16 protein-coding genes are annotated in these 16,254 nt (G+C 73.0%); 15 read left to right on the top strand and 1 reads right to left on the bottom strand.

All coding sequences use genetic code 11. The features are described from left to right. The first annotated feature begins 115 nt into the window (after nucleotides 1-115). From AC07BS_RS13505 to AC07BS_RS13450, 12 genes are all read left to right on the top strand, one after another. Nucleotides 116-649: a 3-oxoacyl-[acyl-carrier-protein] synthase III C-terminal domain-containing protein gene (locus tag AC07BS_RS13505; protein WP_478932104.1), complete on the top strand. Its 534-nt coding sequence runs from the start codon at nucleotides 116-118 to the stop codon at nucleotides 647-649. After that, nucleotides 646-1,644 (top strand): 3-oxoacyl-ACP synthase III family protein, encoded by a 999-nt coding sequence (locus tag AC07BS_RS13500; RefSeq protein WP_478932103.1) that lies wholly within the window; start codon nucleotides 646-648, stop codon nucleotides 1,642-1,644. The genes AC07BS_RS13505 and AC07BS_RS13500 overlap by 4 nt, the downstream gene beginning before the upstream one ends. Next, nucleotides 1,641-2,912: a type III PLP-dependent enzyme gene (locus AC07BS_RS13495; RefSeq protein ID WP_478932101.1), complete on the top strand. Its 1,272-nt coding sequence runs from the start codon at nucleotides 1,641-1,643 to the stop codon at nucleotides 2,910-2,912. The genes AC07BS_RS13500 and AC07BS_RS13495 overlap by 4 nt, the downstream gene beginning before the upstream one ends. Nucleotides 2,913-2,972: 60 nt before the next feature. After that, complete coding sequence (locus AC07BS_RS13490; protein ID WP_478640813.1) at nucleotides 2,973-3,227, top strand: acyl carrier protein; 255 nt, start codon at nucleotides 2,973-2,975, stop codon at nucleotides 3,225-3,227. A 2-nt stretch (nucleotides 3,228-3,229) separates the two neighbouring features. Further along, on the top strand, nucleotides 3,230-4,063 hold the full coding sequence (locus tag AC07BS_RS13485) for a hypothetical protein (RefSeq protein WP_478640810.1): 834 nt from the start codon (nucleotides 3,230-3,232) through the stop codon (nucleotides 4,061-4,063). Between the two features lie 42 nt (nucleotides 4,064-4,105). Next, complete coding sequence (acpS, locus tag AC07BS_RS13480; RefSeq protein ID WP_478932098.1) at nucleotides 4,106-4,630, top strand: holo-ACP synthase; 525 nt, start codon at nucleotides 4,106-4,108, stop codon at nucleotides 4,628-4,630. Nucleotides 4,631-4,639: 9 nt separating this feature from the next. Further along, nucleotides 4,640-5,080 (top strand): 3-aminobutyryl-CoA ammonia lyase, encoded by a 441-nt coding sequence (locus AC07BS_RS13475; protein ID WP_478640804.1) that lies wholly within the window; start codon nucleotides 4,640-4,642, stop codon nucleotides 5,078-5,080. 10 nt (nucleotides 5,081-5,090) lie between these two features. Next, nucleotides 5,091-6,338, top strand: coding sequence for an MFS transporter (locus tag AC07BS_RS13470; RefSeq protein WP_478932096.1), 1,248 nt, complete (start codon nucleotides 5,091-5,093; stop codon nucleotides 6,336-6,338). Beyond that, the gene (locus tag AC07BS_RS13465; protein ID WP_478932094.1) at nucleotides 6,335-6,805 is read left to right on the top strand and encodes an ester cyclase; all 471 of its coding nucleotides are present in this window, start codon (nucleotides 6,335-6,337) and stop codon (nucleotides 6,803-6,805) included. The genes AC07BS_RS13470 and AC07BS_RS13465 overlap by 4 nt, the downstream gene beginning before the upstream one ends. 240 nt (nucleotides 6,806-7,045) lie before the next feature. Continuing rightward, nucleotides 7,046-8,542 (top strand): class I adenylate-forming enzyme family protein, encoded by a 1,497-nt coding sequence (locus AC07BS_RS13460; protein ID WP_478932120.1) that lies wholly within the window; start codon nucleotides 7,046-7,048, stop codon nucleotides 8,540-8,542. A 49-nt stretch (nucleotides 8,543-8,591) separates the two neighbouring features. Then, nucleotides 8,592-9,998: a dihydrolipoyl dehydrogenase gene (gene lpdA / locus AC07BS_RS13455; protein WP_478640796.1), complete on the top strand. Its 1,407-nt coding sequence runs from the start codon at nucleotides 8,592-8,594 to the stop codon at nucleotides 9,996-9,998. Nucleotides 9,999-10,132: 134 nt separating this feature from the next. Then, nucleotides 10,133-11,431, top strand: a complete 1,299-nt coding sequence (locus AC07BS_RS13450) for an FAD-binding protein (protein ID WP_478932092.1) — start codon at nucleotides 10,133-10,135, stop codon at nucleotides 11,429-11,431. Here AC07BS_RS13450 and AC07BS_RS13445 read toward each other — a convergent pair. Beyond that, on the bottom strand, nucleotides 11,421-12,062 hold the full coding sequence (locus tag AC07BS_RS13445) for a TetR/AcrR family transcriptional regulator (RefSeq protein WP_478640791.1): 642 nt from the start codon (nucleotides 12,060-12,062) through the stop codon (nucleotides 11,421-11,423). The genes AC07BS_RS13450 and AC07BS_RS13445 overlap by 11 nt on opposite strands. Nucleotides 12,063-12,258: 196 nt before the next feature. On the opposite strand from AC07BS_RS13445, the gene AC07BS_RS13440 reads away from it, so the two are divergent. From AC07BS_RS13440 to AC07BS_RS13430, 3 genes are all read left to right on the top strand, one after another. Next, nucleotides 12,259-13,224 (top strand): PDR/VanB family oxidoreductase, encoded by a 966-nt coding sequence (locus AC07BS_RS13440; RefSeq protein WP_478640788.1) that lies wholly within the window; start codon nucleotides 12,259-12,261, stop codon nucleotides 13,222-13,224. A gap of 75 nt (nucleotides 13,225-13,299) precedes the next feature. Continuing rightward, nucleotides 13,300-14,541 (top strand): cytochrome P450, encoded by a 1,242-nt coding sequence (locus AC07BS_RS13435; RefSeq protein WP_478932090.1) that lies wholly within the window; start codon nucleotides 13,300-13,302, stop codon nucleotides 14,539-14,541. Between the two features lie 187 nt (nucleotides 14,542-14,728). Continuing rightward, entirely contained in the window at nucleotides 14,729-16,222 is a 1,494-nt protein-coding gene (locus tag AC07BS_RS13430) for an MFS transporter (RefSeq protein ID WP_478640782.1), read from the top strand. Nucleotides 16,223-16,254 lie beyond the last annotated feature (32 nt).

The raw sequence follows: 16,254 nt of genomic DNA, 5'->3' as shown, positions 1-16,254 counted from the left end.
CCCCCCCCCCCCCCCCCCCCCCCCCCCCCCCCCCCCCCCCCCCCCCCCCCCCCCCCCCCCCCCCCCCCCCCCCCCCCCCCCCCCCCCCCCCGACCCCGTCGACCGGGCGCTCGTGGTGACGGGGGAGAAGCCCTTCTCCCCGCTGGTGCAGCTGGTGCCCAACACCGCGATCATGGGCGAGGCCGCCGCGGCCTGCCTGGTCGCGGCGGACGGCCCGGGGCATCCGGTCCTCGCCCATGTCAGCCGCACCCTGGGCGAATTCGCGGATCTGATCAACCTGCCCGCCGAGGAGGCCGCCCGCTACGGGAAGGCGTACGCGCCCACCCTCGCCGACGTGGTCCGGGAGGCGATCGACGCGGCGGGGCTGACCATGGCCGACATCGACCTGATCATTCCGCACAACGTCAACCTGATGTCCTGGCGGCAGACGATCGAGGAGCTCGACGTCCCGGCCGAGCGGGTGTTCCTGGAGAACATCGGCCGCTACAGCCACTGCTTCACCACGGACGTCTTCCTCAACTTCACCACCCTGCGCGACGCCGGACGGCTGGCCGAGGGCCGCCACTACGTCATGGCCGGCGTCGGCGCGGGAGCCACGTTCAGCGCCACGGTCCTGACCTGCCGCGGCGAGGGAAGGGAGCAACGATGAGCAGAGCCACGACGACGCTGGAGGCGATCGAGTCCTTCGTCCCGGAACGCCGGGTGCCGGTGGCCGACCTGGCGGACCGGCTGGGCCTGCGCCCCACCAAAGTCCGGCTGTTCCAGCGGATGCACGGGCTGAGGGAGATCCGGTTCGACCCGGAGCTGGGCCTGTTCGACGTGGTGCTCCCGGCCGCGCGCCGCGTGGTCGCCGACGAGCGCACGGCCGCCCGCGTCCGCTACGTCGTCTACGCCCACACCACCCAGGCCGTGGCCCCCGCGCACATCGATCCGGCGCGGGAGATCAGGGACCGGCTCGGGCTGCACCGGGCGGAGGCGTTCGCGCTCAGCCACCAGAACTGCGCCAGCGGCATGGCCGCCGTCGACGTCGCCGCCGAACTGCTGCGCGCCGAGGGCGGCCCGGGGGAGTGCGCCCTGGTGGTGACGGGCGAGCAGGCGTTCTCGCCCAAGGTCCAGCTCATCGAGGACGTCGCCGTCATGGGCGACGCCGCCGCTGCCTGCCTGGTCACGCTGGACGGCGCGGGGGACGCGGTCCGCTCGTACGCCACCAGCACCCTGGGCGAGTTCTCGGCCGCGATGCTGCTGGACGAGGAGCGGTCGCTGCGCTTCACCAAGGTGTACGCGCCGGAGCTCGCCGCGGTCATGCGGCGGGCGGTCGCCGAGGCGGGCCTCACGTTCGACGACATCGACCTGGTGATCCCGCACAACGTCAACCTGCAGTCCTGGCGCCAGACGATCGGCGAGCTGGGCATCCCCCGGGAGCAGGTGTTCCTGGACAACGTCGCCCGCTTCAGCCACTGCTTCGCGTCGGACGTCTTCCTCAACTACACCACGCTGCGGGACGAGGGACGGCTGGCCGCCGGCCGCCACTACCTCCTCGCCACGGTCGGCCTGGGGGCGACCTTCGCGGCGATGGTCATCACCCACCGGACACCGACGACCGCGCCGGCCCCGGAGCCCGGCGCGGCGAAGGAGGCGGCATGAGCACCACCGAGTTTGCGGTACAAGGAATTCCGATCTCGGAGATCGCGGCGGAATTCGGAACTCCGCTCTATGTCTACGACGCGGACGTCCTGCGGGACACCTACCGGGAACTGCGCGGACTGCTGCATCCCGCCGTCGACGTCTATCTGTCCCTCAAGGCCAACCCCAACATCAGCGTCAGCGGCTATCTCGGTTCGCTGGGCGCCGGCGCCGAGGTCTCCTCGCTGGTCGAGCTGGAGACCGTACGGCGGGCCGGCATCGCGCCGGAGAACACGATATTCCTCGGCCCCGGCAAGACTCGAGCGGAACTCGAGGCCTGTGTGGCAGCGGGACTGCGGGCCGTCGTCTGCGAATCCCTGGAGGAACTCGCCGAACTCGACCGGACGGCGGCCCGGCAGGGCCGCGACGACCTCCCCGTGCTGCTCCGTGTCAACCCGGACTTCCATACGAAGGGGTCCGGTCTGGCGATGGGCGGAAAGCCCCGGCAATTCGGTATCGATGTCGCGCACCTCAGGAACGGGCGCGATATCCTCAAGGGATTGCGGCGGGTCCGGGTCATCGGTTTCCACGCCTATATGGGAACGCGTTTCCTCCGTCATGAGGACATCGTCCACAACACCCGGGAGATTCTCTCCGCGGCGTCCGGGCTGGCCGCCGAACTCGATATCGACCTGACGGTGGTTGATTTCGGCGGAGGCTTCGGGGTACCGTATTTCAGCAATGAACCGGAGCTGGACGTCAGGGAGTTGACGGCGGGCATCAACGACGCCGTGACCGCCTTCCTGGAAAAGCATCCGGACTGCCGGCTCATCAATGAGCTGGGCCGTTATCTCACCGCCATGTGCGGCACCTATGTGACCCGGGCGCTCTACGTCAAGGAGTCCATGGGCGAGCGCTTCGTGGTGGCCGACGGCGGGACCAACCACCACATGGCGGCGGTCGGGGTGGGCAGCTTCGTGAAGCGGAACTTCCCCATTCGCTCGCTGACCCGCCACGACGCCGAGCCCACCGGCGAGTACACCCTCACCGGGCCGCTGTGCACCCCCAACGACGTCATCGGCAAGCGCGTCCCGCTGCCCGAGGTCCGCCCCGGCGACCTCATCGGGGTCGAGCGCTCGGGGGCCTACGGGCCCTCGGCGTCCCCCGGGCTCTTCCTCAGCCACGGCTTCCCCGCGGAGGTCATGGTGCACCGGGGCACGGCCCACCTGGTGCGGCGCCGCGACACCGTCGAGGACCTGCTGGGCAGACAGCGCCTCATCGGCTTCTGAGCCGCGCCGACGCCCTCCGTACAACTGCTTCCGCACCGCATCGACAGGAGATGGAACGCCATGGACGACACGGCAGTCGTGGAGTCGGTCGAGACCGCGCTCACCGAGGTGCTGGAGAGGGAGATCGGCGGACTGACCGCCGGCGTCCGCCTCTTCGAGGACCTCCACCTGGACTCGACCTCGGTGATGGAGATGCTCATGGCCCTCGAGGACAGCATGGACATCGTCATCGACCCCGAGACCCTCGACATGGACGACTTCGCGACCGTGGGCACGCTCACCGCGTACCTGCGGCGGCTCCGGGCGGGGGAGTGACGATGCCCGTCCTGCGCGCGGCGACCGCCGTCGCCGCCCCGCCGGCCCGGCCGTACCACGACGACCCGTCCATCGTCGGGTTCTTCCGGGACCTGGTGGAGCCGTTCGGCGCCACCGTCGACGAGCGGCGGCTGCGCGAGGGGCCCAACGTCGCGCACCGCGACCTCGTGGACCGGATGGTCCGGGAGGAGGAGATCGAGGGCGTCACGGCCGACCTGGTCGTGGTCGCCCACGCCCTGCCCGACGTCCATCCGTTCACGGCGGTCGCCTCGCACCTCAACATGCTGCTCGGCGGTGGCGCGACCAGCTTCGCCGTCTCCGAGCAGGGCCTGGCGGCGCCCTTCACGGCGCTGCGGATCATCGCGGCCCACCAGCGCTCCGGCCGGGCGGCACGGGCCGTCCTCGCGGTCCTGGAGCAGACCACCCTGCCGACGCCGCACCCGCTGGTGGACGCGGGCGGACTGGTCGACTCCGGCGCCCTGCTGGTCCTCGACGACGCCGCCGCGGGCGGGGAGGGGCTCGGGGTGACGGCGGTGGAGACCCTGCCGTCGGCGCGGGCGGCCGGCGCGCGCCTCGCGGAGCTCGCCGCGGCCGACCACACCGGCACGCTGCTGGTGCTCGGCCCCGGCCTCCGGGACGAGGAGGTGCCCGGGGCCCGGACGTACCGGGCCGCGACCGACGGCTACTGCACCGCCGTGTGGCGCGAGCTGGCCGGCCACTGGCGCGACTGGCAGCGGGAGTTCACCACCGTGGTGCTCTGCGACGCCGAACCGGACGGCGGGGAGGCACGGCTGGCGGTGCTCGGCACGGCGGCCGCGCCCCGGCCGGGGCAGTAGCGGTAACGGAACCCGGAGCGGTGACGGAAGGGGAAGCGCCGGATGCGGATCGGGATCGACGTACTGGGAGTGGGGGAACTGGACCGCCTGCGGACCCGCTCCTGGTTCCTGCGGTACGTCTACGCCGAGGAGGAGCTGGCCCTGGCGGACTCCTTCGGCCCCGAGCGGGCGCGGGAGTTCCTGGCGGGGCGCTTCGCGGCCAAGGAGGCCGTGCTCAAGGCGCTCGGCACGGGGTGCGGCGGGCGCGGTGGGCTGACGCCACGACAGATCGGCGTCGTCCGGGACGCCCGTAACGCGCCCCGGGTGCGACTGCGCGACGCGGCGGCCCGGCGCGCCGGTGAACTCGGCGTACGGGAGCTGGCGGTGTCCATCGCGCACAAGGACGCGTGGGTGGTGGCCGTGGCCCTCGGGCACGAGGACGGCGACCGCGCGGCGGTCCGGGCGGCCGGCGGCGGGGCCGAGGGCGAGGGCGTAGGCGGGAACGAGGGGATCGCGCGGACGGTCCTGGCGGAAATCACCACGGCGCGGGCGGGCACGGGCCCGCGCCACCGGCGAACGGCGAAGTGAGGAACGGGCATGTCGGAGACGGTCACCGCGACGCTGCGGGTGCGCATGGGGCAGAAAGACGCCCATTACGGCGGAAATCTGGTGGACGGCGCCCGCATTATGCAACTGTTCGGCGACGTGGTGACCGAGATCACCGTGCGAACGGATGGAGACGAGGGCCTGCTCACCGGCTACAGTGAGGTCGAATTCAAGGCACCGGTGTATACGGGAGATTACATCGAGGTGACCGGGCGTCTGGTGGGGAGAAGCCGCCTGCGGCGCATCGTGGAATTCACGGCGCGAAAAGTCGTCGCGGCCCGCTACGACCTCGGGGCCACCCGGGCCGAGGTGCTCGGCCAACCCGTGGTCGTCTGCCGGGCGGTGGGCACCGCCGTGGTTCCGCGGGCCGCCGTCCGACGCCGGTCCGCCGATTCCGGAAACGCGGTTGCCGACCTGTCCGGAGAAGAATGAGAAGGTTGCGATGAGCTCGCCCGTGCGCAATGCGTTAAACCCGAACAAAGTGCTGCTGGTGGCGGTGTGCAGCGCATTTCTTGTCGGTCTTGATTCAATGATCACCGTTCCGCTTGTCCCGGCCATTGCGGAGGACACCGGAACGGCCCCGCGGCTCGGCGGTCTTTTCGTCAGTGCCTATGCTTTGTTGTTCGCCCTTTCGGCGCCCATGTGCGGTGCGATGTCCGACCGTATCGGCCGCCGCAGAATTCTTGTCACCGGTCTCGTCGCCTTCGCGCTCGGAAATGTGCTGACGGGCGTCGTCTCCGAGTTCTCGCTGTTGCTGGTGTGCCGCGCGGTGGCCGGTATGGGCGCCGCGATGATCATGCCCAGCGTCTATGCGATGATCGCCGACACCTTTCCGTTCGAACGCCGCGGCAGGGTCATGGGCATCGTGGTGGCGGGCCTGCTCAGCTCCACCGTGCTGGGTGTGCCGCTCGGCTCGTACCTCGCCTACCTGGCGGGCTGGCGTGCCGCGTTCTTCGCCGTCGGCGGCGTGGCCGTTCTCGTCTGCGCGCTGGTCCTCGCCGTGATCCCCGTGACAGCCCCGGCGCCGAACCCGCAGACCGCCGGCGCGAGCCCGGTGGCCCTCTACCTCGGCATGGTCCGCCGGGCCGTCACCACGCCCGCCGTGCTGTGCGTCCTGGGCTGCACCCTGCTGTGGAGCTTCGCGCTCTACGGCATGTTCTCCAACATCGGCATCTTCTACGCCGAGCGCTTCGGCTTCAACGAGGCCCAGACGGGCCTGGCCATCATGGGATCGGGTGCCGGCAGCATGACCGGAGCGCTGCTCGGCGGCCGGATCGCCGACAAGCTCGGCAAGCGCACCGTCCTGGTGGCGGCCGCCCTGGTCGCCGCCTGCGGCGTGACCACGGTGGCGCTCATCGGCCACCACCTCGTCCCGGTGCTCGTCGTCTTCATCATCTGGGGCACCGCGGTGGGCGTCGGCCAGCCGTCGCTCAACGCCCTGGTCAGCGAGCTGCGTCCGGAGATGCGCGGCACCGCGCTGGCCCTCAACAGCTCGGCGCAGTACGGCGGGATGATGCTGGCCACCAGCCTCGCCGCCGTCCTGCTCGACAACGGCGTCTCGTTCGACGTGATCGGCGCCGTCTGCGGCGTGTGCGCGCTCGCCGTGCTGCCGCTGCTCGCCGGCGTCCGGGTGGCCGGCCGGGCCGGCGCGGCCGGCGCGCCCGCCGCCGGGATGGAGGCGAAGGCGTGATCGGGGACCGCACCGCCGCGCTCGACCGCGGCAAGGAGCTCTTCGAGCGCTTCGTCGACCTGTGGAACGGCGACGTCGACTTCGCCGACACCCCGGAGTTCATCGCCGACGACTTCACCGTCCACAGCGCCGAACTCGCCCGCTACCTGGGCTTCCCCGACTCCCGGGAGATCACCACCCGGGACGGGCTGCTCGACTGGGTCACCTCCGTGCGCACGCTCCTGAACGACGTGCGCTTCACCACCCACCCCGGCCCGCTCGCCGAGGGCGACCTGGTCGCCGGCGGTTACGTCGTGACCGGCACGTACGCCGGCGGGGCGCCCACCGCGACCGCGGCGCCGGGCACCGAGGTCCGCTACTCGGGCATGTCCATCATCCGCATCGAGAACGACAGGATCGCCGAGTACTGGGTGCTGTCCGACGCCCTCGGACTGCTGTCCCAGATCGGGGCCGTACCCCGGCCCTGACCGCGCCGACGGTGTGCGGGGGGGGCTCACCGCCGCCCCCCCGCGCCGCCGCCCCGGGCGTCCGCGGACCCCGGAGGACGGGCGATCGAGCCATGCGACATGGCGACGGGGGAATCGTCGCCTGAAAGGGAACCGATCACGTTGTCCGAGACCACGCTTCCTGAGACCACGCTTCCTGAGACCACGCCGCCCGGGACCGGGCAGTCCGCGACCACGCCGTCCGGGACGGCACAGCCCGGGATCACGCTGCTCCACCACCTGCTCGACACGGCCGCCGCCCGCTGGCCCGAGCGCCCCGCCGTCACCCGGCAGGGCACGACCGTCACCTTCGGGGAGCTCCGCGTGGCCAGCCACCGGCTGGCCGGCCGGCTGAGCGCCCTGGGCGCCGGGCGCGGCCGGCGCGTGGTCGTGGTGATGCCCTCCGGGCCCCTCGTGCCCGCCCTGGTCCTCGCGGCCTCCCGCCTCGGCGCCCCCTTCTCCGTCCTCCACGAGCAGGTCCGCGGTGTGCCGCTGGAGCATGTGCTCGACGACTGCGAACCCGCGCTGGTCGTCGCGGAGGAGCCGGCGTCGCTGGAGACCGCGCGCGCCCGCGGCATCGCCGTCGCGGCCCCGGCCGACCTGCTGCCGGTGGCGTTCCCCGGCCCCGGCGCAGGAGCCGAAGGCACGGCGCCCGCCTCGGAGTCGGCGGCCGGTGACCCCCTCGCCGTCGATCCGGCCTGCCTCATCTACACCTCGGGCACCACCTCCCTGCCCAAGGCCGTGGTGAGCACCCATCAGCAGATGGTCTTCTCGGTCCACGCCATCCAGGAGGTGCTGCGCTACCGCCCGGACGACGTCGTCTACTGCCCCCTGCCGCTCTCCTTCGACTACGGCCTCTACCAGGTCTTCCTGGGCCTGCTCAGCGGCGCCCACACCGTCCTGGGCAGCCCCGCCGAGGCCGGGCCCGCCCTGCTGCGCAGCCTCCTCGACAGCCGGGCGACCGTCCTGCCGGCCGTCCCGTCCGTCGCCGAGTCGCTCGTATGGCTGCTCAAGCGCGCCACCGAACGCCCCCCGCTGCGGCTGGTCACCAACACCGGGGCCGCCCTGTCCGGCGAGACCACCGCCGCGCTGCGGGCCGCCGTGCCCGGGCTGCGGGCCCAGGTGATGTACGGGCTCACCGAGTGCAAGCGCGCCGTGATCATGCCGCCGGACGGCGACCTCGACCGCCCCGGCTCCTGCGGCCGGGCCCTGCCCGGCACCGAGATCCTGATCGTGGACGACGAGGGCGATCCGGTGCCGCCCGGCACCACCGGCGAGATCGTGGTGCGCGGGCCGAACGTGATGGCGGGCTACTGGCGCCGCCCCGAGCTGAACGCCCAGCGCTTCCCGCTGCGCGACGGCCTCTTCCGCGAGCTGCGCACCGGCGACTACGGCCACCTGGACGAGGACGGCTACCTCTACTTCTCCGGCCGCCGCGACGACCTCTACAAGGAGCGCGGCTTCCGGGTCAGCGCCACCGAGGTGGAGGCGGCGGCGCACCGGGTGCCGGGCGTCGTCTCGGCGGCGGTGCTGCCGCCGGCCGGCCGGAAGCCGGCGGTCCTGGCCGTCGTCGCGGACGCCGCCGCCGAGGAGGTCCTCGACCGGATGCGCGAGCAGATCGAGGAATTCAAGGTTCCGCGGCGCTGCGTCGTTCTGCCGGAACTGCCGCTGAGCGGCAACGGCAAGGTCGACCGCAAGGCCCTGGCGGCACTCCTCTAAGGTCGGCCACAGCGGCATGTCGATCACTTTCACGGGAGAGACCGGAACAATGAGCACACACTTCGACGTCGTCGTCCTGGGCGCGGGTCCCGGCGGCTACACCGCGGCCGTCCGCGCCTCCCAGCTCGGGCTGCGCACCGCCGTGGTCGAGGAGAAGTACTGGGGCGGCGTCTGCCTCAACGTCGGGTGCATCCCGTCCAAGGCGCTGCTGCGCAACGCCGAGCTCGCGCACACCGTCACCCGCGAGGCGAAGACCTACGGGATCAAGGTCGAGGGCAGCATCAGCTTCGACTACACCGAGGCGTTCAAGCGCAGCCGCAAGGTGGCCGACGGCCGCGTGGGCGGCGTGCACTACCTGATGAAGAAGAACGGCATCACCGAGTACGACGGCCGCGGCACCTTCACCGACGACCGTACGCTCCAGGTGGCGCTGTCGGCGGGCGGCACCGAGACGGTGACGTTCGACCACTGCGTCATCGCGGCGGGCGCGACCACGCGCCTGCTGCCCGGCACCTCGCTGAGCGAGCGCGTGGTCACCTACGAGGAGCAGATCCTCACGGACCAGCTGCCGGAGAGCATCATCATCGCGGGCGCCGGCGCGATCGGCGTCGAGTTCGCGTACGTCCTCCACAACTACGGCGTCAAGGTCACCATCGTCGAGTTCCTCGACCGGATGGTTCCGCTGGAGGACGCCGACGTCTCGGCCGAACTCGCCAAGCAGTACCGCAAGCTGGGCATCGAGGTGCTCACCTCCACCCGCGTCGACGCGATCGACGACTCGGACCCGGCGGCGAAGGTCCGCGTCACCGTCACCCGCGACGGCCGCCAGGAGGTGCTGGAGGCGGACAAGGTCCTCCAGGCCATCGGCTTCGCCCCGCGCGTGACCGGCTACGGCCTGGAGAACACGGGCGTACGGCTGACCGAGCGCGGCGCGATCGACGTGGACGCGCGCGGCCGGACGAGCGTGCCGCACATCTTCGCCATCGGTGACGTCACCGCCAAGCTGATGCTGGCCCACGCCGCCGAGGCGATGGCCATGGTCGCGGCCGAGACGATCGCCGACGCGGAGACCATGGAGCTCGACTTCACCATGATCCCGCGCGCCACGTACTGCCAGCCGCAGATCGCCAGCTTCGGCTGGACCGAGGCCCAGGCCCGTGAGCAGGGCTTCGACGTCCGCGTGGTGAAGTTCCCCTTCAGCGCGAACGGCAAGGCCCACGGCCTCGGTCACCCCACCGGCTTCGTCAAGGTCATCAGCGACGGCCGGCACGGTGAACTCCTCGGCGCCCACCTCATCGGCCCCGAGGTCACCGAGCTGCTCCCCGAGCTGACCCTGGCCCAGCAGTGGGACCTGACGGTCCACGAGGTCGGCCGCAACATCCACGCCCACCCCACGCTGGGCGAGGCGGTCAAGGAGGCCATCCACGGCCTCGCCGGTCACATGATCAACATGTGACGTCATCGCCATGTGACGCGTCGTCATGGCGGCATCTCCCGGGTGCGCACTCCGGGAGATGTCGCCCCGCCGTCCGGCCCGGCACGATCGACCGCGGTCCGTCTTCGTGGTCAACGCAATCCGGGGTGGTCGGGGTGATCGTGGACAGGACGCTCGCCGGTCGGGCCGTGCCGCGCCTCAGGGGTGAGCTGAGAACCCGCGAGGCCGATCTCGACGCCGCGGCACGGGACTTCGGCCATCAGGTGCGGCGGCGGCCGCTCGCCGTGCTGCGGCCCGCCATCGCGGCCGACGTCGCGGCCGTCGTGCGCTTCGGCCGCGCCCACGGCATCCCCGTCGTGCCGCGCGGCACCGGCCACTCGACCGACGGCCAGGCGCAGGCGCGCGACGGCATCGTGGTCGACCTGACCGCCCTCACCGCCGTGCGCCGGACGGCACCGGACCGACTCTCGGCGGACGCCGGGGCCCTCTGGAGCGCGGTGACCGACGCCGTCCTGCCCGCCGGCCTGGTCCCGCCGGTGCTCCCCGACTTCCTCGGGCTCTCGGTCGGCGGCACGCTGGCCGCCGGCGGGTTCGGCGGCTCCGGCCACCACCACGGCAGCGTCGCCGACAACGTCCACGACCTCGACGTCGTCACCCCCGAGGGGGACCTGGTCACCTGCTCGCCGGAGCGTCACGCCCGGCTCTTCGACGCGGTGCGCGGCACCCAGGGCGAGTACGGCGTCATCACGCGCGCCACCCTCGCCCTGACGGCGGCGCGCCGCGCGGCCCGCCGCCACCTGCTCGGCTACCGCGACCTCGGCGCCTTCCTCGCCGACCAGCGACGGCTGCTGGAGGACCGCCGCTTCGACCACGTGGAGGGCCAGGCCCGCCCGGAGCCGGACGGGGGCTGGAGCTTCGTACTGGAGGCGGTGACCGCCTTCGACCCGCCGCACGCGCCGGACGACCGGGAGCTGCTCGGCGACCTCGCCCACGAGCGCGGCACCGAGGAGTCCGCGACCACCACCTACCGCGCGTTCCTCCACCGCGTCGCGCCGCTGGAGACACGGCTGCGGGCCACCGGCTCCTGGCAGGCCGACCCCCATCCCCGGTGCACCGTGCTGCTGCCGGGCGCGCACGCCGAGGAGATCGTCGCCCGGACGCTCGCCGGCCTCACCGCCGACGACATCGGCCCCGGGGGCAGCGTCCTGCTGTACTCCGTGCCGACCGGCCGCATCGCCGCCCCGCGCGTCCCCAGGGCGCACGGCGACGCCGTCACCGTCCTCTTCGGGCTCCAGCGCACGGCGCCGCGCGGCGACCCCGGCACACTCGCCCGGATGCGGCGTTCGAACGCGGAGCTGCGCGCACGGGCGGCGGACGCCGGCGGCACGGACTACACCGCGCCCACCGCGTACCACCGCGAGCGGGAGACCCGCGGGACCGGCCCTAGCGCCTGAGTTCCGCCACGATCGTGTCGACCACGTGCTCGGCCAGCCGGTCGACCGTCGCGCGGTCCTGTCCCTTGAGGGGGCCCCGGGTGGCCAGGTCGGCGAAGCCGTGGACCATCGACCAGCACCCCCACTCGGCGTCCACCCGGCGTTCGGCCGTCATCGCCCCCGCAGCGACCATCGCGTCGAGGGCGTCGAGCAGCAGCTGGTACGGGGGCGCGACGCGCTCGCCGGCGGTCCCGCCGGTCCCGCCGGGCTCGTCGTGGGTGAGGATGGCGACCTCGAACCAGCCCGGCTCCGACAGCGCGAAGTGGATGTAGCCGAGACCGACTCCGCGCAGGTGCCGCACCGCGCGGGCGACGGGGTCGTCGTCCGCCGCGCCGTCCCCGGCGGCGGCCATCCGGTCGCGCATCGCCCGCGCCAGCCGGTCCTGGGCCTCGGCGGCCACGGCCAGCACGAGGGCCTGCTGGTTGGCGAAGTGCCGGTAGGCGGCGTTCGGGGTCACCCCCACCGTGCGGGTGACCACCCGCAGCCCCAGCGCGGCGGTACCGCCCTCCCGCGCGAGTCTCACCCCGGCCTCCACCAGGGCGGCCCGCAGGTCGCCGTGGTGGTACGAGCGCGAGCGCGTGTCACTGCTCATGGTCCGCACTACCTCCCACCGGGAGTGTACAGGGTGAACATTGCTGGTCAGCGGCGTTCCGGCGGCCGGCGACGGCCACACCCGCCCGACGGTGGGGCACGTTGAGCACGTCAGGAGAAGACGGCGCCGAGCCCGGCATGGAAGCGTTCGGAGCAACGGAATCATTGCTTTTCGCATACCGACGGAGGGGTTTGGCTTGGAGCCGCTGCACCCGCCGGAGGCGTCGGCGCTGACACTGCGCGTGGCGGCCAAGGACATCGTCGCCGACGGCGTGGCCGTCCTCGATCTCGAACACCCCGGCGGCGCCCGGCTGCCCGACTGGACGCCCGGCGCGCACATCGACCTCGTCCTGCCGTGCGGCGTCACCCGCCAGTACTCGCTGTGCGGCGACCGCTGGGACGCCCACCGCTACCGCGTCGCCGTGCTGCGCGAGCCGTACGGCCGGGGCGGTTCGGCCTACGTCCACGACCGGCTGCGCCCCGGCGACCGCGTCGGCGTGGGCGGTCCGCGCAACAACTTCCCGCTCGTGCCCTCGGAGAGCTACCTCTTCCTCGCGGGCGGCATCGGCATCACCCCGCTGCTGCCGATGGCCCATCAGGCGTGCCTGACCGGGGCCGACTGGGAGCTCGTCTACGGCGGTCCCAGCCGCCGGGCGATGGCCTTCCTCGGCGAACTGGCCCGCTACGGCGACCGCGTCCACGTCGTGCCCGAGGACGAGCGGGGCCTGCCGGACGTCCGCGCCCGGCTGGCCGAGGTGCGGGACGGCCTGCGGGTGTACTGCTGCGGCCCGGCCGGGCTGCTGGACGCCGCGGAGGCGGCCAGCGCCCACTGGCCGGCGGGCACGCTGCGGACCGAGCGGTTCACCGCGGCCCCGCGCACCGCGCCGGCGCGCGACGAGCCGTTCGAGGTGGTCCTGGCCCGCACCGGGGCGCGGGTGATCGTCGGGCCCGGCACGACCGTCCTGGACGCGGTGCGGTCGGCCGGCGCCGACGTGCTGTCCTCCTGCCGGGAGGGCGTCTGCGGCACCTGCGAGGCCGGTGTGGTCGACGGGGTGGTGGACCACCGCGACGCCCTGCTCACCGACGACGAACGGGCCGCGGGCGACCGGATGTACCCGTGCGTGTCCCGCTCCCGCGGCGAGCGGCTCGTACTGGACCTCTGACGACCCACGGACCCGCTGAAGACCCCACGGACCGCCGGACGACACGGACCGCCGGACGACACGGAGGCCACCACCATGACCGAGACCCTCGGCGCCGGGACGCCCCTGACCCGGCCGGACCCGCCCGTCATCGACACCGACCCGTTCGGCCCCGAGGTGCTGGCCGACCCGCTCCCGCTGGACGAGGCCCTGCGCGAGGCCGGCCCGCTGGTCCGGCTGAGCGCGCACGACATCTACGCCGTGGCCCGCTACGAGCACGTGTACGCGGCGCTGCGCGACTGGCAGGGCTTCCAGTCCGGCGCCGGGGTGGGCCTGTCCAACTTCCGTACGCAGAAGCGGTGGCGGCCGCTGAGTGTGGTGGTGGAGGCCGACCCGCCGCACCACGACGCCCCGCGCCGGGTGCTGTCGGCCCTGCTCGGGCCGCGCGCGCAGCGCCGGCTGCGCGAGGAGTGGACCGCGCGGGCCCGGGAGACGGTCGACGGGCTGCTGGCGCGCTCCGACGGGTCCGTCGCCGAGTTCGACGCGGTGCCCGCCCTCGCGGAGGCCTTCCCGCTGCGGGTGTTCCCGGACGCCCTGGGTATCGGCGAGGAGGGTCGCGAGAACCTGCTGCCCTTCAGCGACTTCCTGCTCAACGCCTTCGGCCCGCGCAACGCGCTCGTCGCCGAGGGCGCGCCGCGGGCGCGGGAGCTGTCGGAGTGGGTCGACGCCCACTGCCGGCGCGAGGCGCTGGCCGAGGGCGGGTTCGGGGCGGCGATCTGGGCGGCGGCCGACCGCGGCGAGATCACGCCGGCGCAGGCGCCGCACGTGGTGCGTTCGTTGTTCGCGGCCGGCGTCAACACCACCGTGCACGCCCTGGCCGCGGTGCTCCACGCGCTCGCCTCCCACCCCGCCCAGTGGCGCCGGCTGCGGGCCGAACCGGCCCTGGTGCGGGTGGCGTTCGACGAGGCGGTGCGCTGGGCGTCGCCGGTGCAGACGTTCTTCCGCACGGCCACGGCCACCGCCCGGGTGGGCGGGTACACGGTGCCCGACGGCGCGAAGGTCCTGCTGTTCCTGGGCGCCGCCAACCGCGATCCCCGGCGGTGGGCCGACCCCGACGCGTACGACCTGTCCCGTGACCCGTCCGGGCACGTCGGCTTCGGGTTCGGCATCCACCAGTGCGTGGGGCAGAACCTCGCGCGCCTGGAGGCCACGTGCCTGCTCACCGCGCTCGTCGAGCGGGTGGCGGAGCTGGAGCTCGCCGGCCCGGCCCGGCGTCGCCCCAACAACACGCTGCGGGCCTGGGATTCGATTCCGGTTCGGGCGCGCACAGCACGCTAGCGCGGTCGCCGCGACATTCCCGTGGTGGCGTTTGCCTCGCTCATCGATGCGATATACGGTGTGAACATGGCTGATGTGGACACTGTGAACTCCCGTCCCCGTCGCAAGCCGGACCCGCCGGGCCGGCCTGCCGGCCGCCCACGCGCCAACGCAACAGCACTGATCGGCTGATCAAGGGAGAGATCGCGTGACCACGGTGAATTCGAGTGCGGCGGCGGATGATGCCGAGGTCCCCAGGACGGAGGCCGACTCCCGCCGGTGGCTGGTGCTCGCCCTCTTATCGGGCCTGCAGTTCATGATCCTGCTCGACATGACCGCGGTGAACGTGGCGTTGCCGCACATCCAGGACGGCCTCGGCTTCTCGCCGTCCGGCCTGGCCTGGGTCGTCAACGGCTACGTCCTCGCGGCCGGCGGCCTGCTGATGCTCGGCGGCCGGCTGGCCGACGTCTTCGGCCGGCGGCGGCTGCTGGTCACCGGCGTGGTCGTCTTCGCTGTGGCCTCCGCGCTCTCCGGCGCGGCCACCGACCCCTGGATGATGATCGTGGGCCGGATCGGCCAGGGCACCGCCGAGGCGCTCGCAGCCCCCGCCTCCCTCGGCCTGATCGCCCTGCTCTTCACCGACCCGAAGGAGCGCACCAAGGCGCTCGGCATCTGGGGCGGCATCATCGGCCTCGGCAGCACCGTGGGGTCCGTCATCTCCGGTCTGCTGACCGACCTGGCGTCCTGGCGGTGGATCTTCTTCATCAACCTCCCGGTCGCCCTGGTCGTCCTGTTCATGGTCCCCCGGCTGGTCACCGAGAGCCGGATGGTCCGGGAGCGGGGCCAGGGCCTCGACATCATCGGCGGGATCACCCTCACCCTGGGCCTCACCGGCGTCGTCTACGGCCTGCTCCAGGCGGCCGACCGGTCCTGGGGCTCGACACGCGTGGTCGTCCCGCTCGTCGCCGGCGCCGCGCTGCTGCTCGTCATGCTCCTCGTCGAGCGCCGCGCCCGGGACCCGCTCATCCCGCTGGGCTTCTTCGCCAACCGCACCCGGTCGGTCGTCAACGCCGCCACCGTCTTCTTCATGGCGGCGTTCATCTCGTACACCTTCATGCTGACCCTGTTCGAACAGCAGGTGCTGGACTACTCCCCGCTGGTCAGCGGGCTGGCCTGGCTTCCGCTGAGCGTCGCCATCGGCGCCGGCATCGCCCTGGGCACGGCGCTCATCCCCAAGGTGGGCATCCGCGCGGTCGCGGCCACCGGCTACGCCGGCGCGGGCGTCGGGCTCTTCCTGACCAGCATGATCGACGTCGACAGCTCCTACGTCGGCGGCATCCTGCCCGGGATGGTGGTCTTCGGGCTGTTCGCGGGCGCCAGCATGCCGGCCGCGACCAACGCCGCGCTGCACGGGGTCACCGTGCAGAACTCCAGCCTCGCCTCCGGTGTGCAGAGCACCATGCAGCAGATCGGCGGGGCGCTCGGCGTGGCCGTCCTGGTCGCCCTCGCGATCCGGCACGCGGCCGGGGCGGTCGGGGACGGCGTCCGGCCCGACGTGGCCACGACGGACGGTTACGGACTGGCCATCAGGATCGGCGGGGTGCTGATCGTGGCCGGCGGCGTCCTCCTCGCCGTCCTGCTGGAGAAGGTGGACACCACACTGCGGGACCCGATGGCCGAGCGCCTCGCGGACGCGAGCTGACCACGCCCGCCGGACCGGAAGGGACCGACCGG

Source organism: Streptomyces sp. NPDC044063 (genome assembly GCF_056434285.1).
The sequence above is the reverse complement of the archived record's forward strand: the minus strand, read 5'-3'. Positions and strand labels throughout refer to the sequence as shown.

Excerpts from the sequence above, each read along its gene's own strand:
- AC07BS_RS13485 (WP_478640810.1), top strand. The coding sequence starts at position 3,230 with ATGCCCGTCCTGCGCGCGGCGACCGCCGTCGCCGCCCCGCCGGCCCGG.
- acpS (WP_478932098.1), top strand. The coding sequence starts at position 4,106 with ATGCGGATCGGGATCGACGTACTGGGAGTGGGGGAACTGGACCGCCTG.
- AC07BS_RS13470 (WP_478932096.1), top strand. The coding sequence starts at position 5,091 with ATGAGCTCGCCCGTGCGCAATGCGTTAAACCCGAACAAAGTGCTGCTG.
- AC07BS_RS13435 (WP_478932090.1), top strand. The coding sequence starts at position 13,300 with ATGACCGAGACCCTCGGCGCCGGGACGCCCCTGACCCGGCCGGACCCG.
- lpdA (WP_478640796.1), top strand. The coding sequence starts at position 8,592 with ATGAGCACACACTTCGACGTCGTCGTCCTGGGCGCGGGTCCCGGCGGC.
- AC07BS_RS13490 (WP_478640813.1), top strand. The coding sequence starts at position 2,973 with ATGGACGACACGGCAGTCGTGGAGTCGGTCGAGACCGCGCTCACCGAG.
- AC07BS_RS13445 (WP_478640791.1), bottom strand. The coding sequence starts at position 12,062 with ATGAGCAGTGACACGCGCTCGCGCTCGTACCACCACGGCGACCTGCGG.
- AC07BS_RS13500 (WP_478932103.1), top strand. The coding sequence starts at position 646 with ATGAGCAGAGCCACGACGACGCTGGAGGCGATCGAGTCCTTCGTCCCG.
- AC07BS_RS13495 (WP_478932101.1), top strand. The coding sequence starts at position 1,641 with ATGAGCACCACCGAGTTTGCGGTACAAGGAATTCCGATCTCGGAGATC.
- AC07BS_RS13475 (WP_478640804.1), top strand. The coding sequence starts at position 4,640 with ATGTCGGAGACGGTCACCGCGACGCTGCGGGTGCGCATGGGGCAGAAA.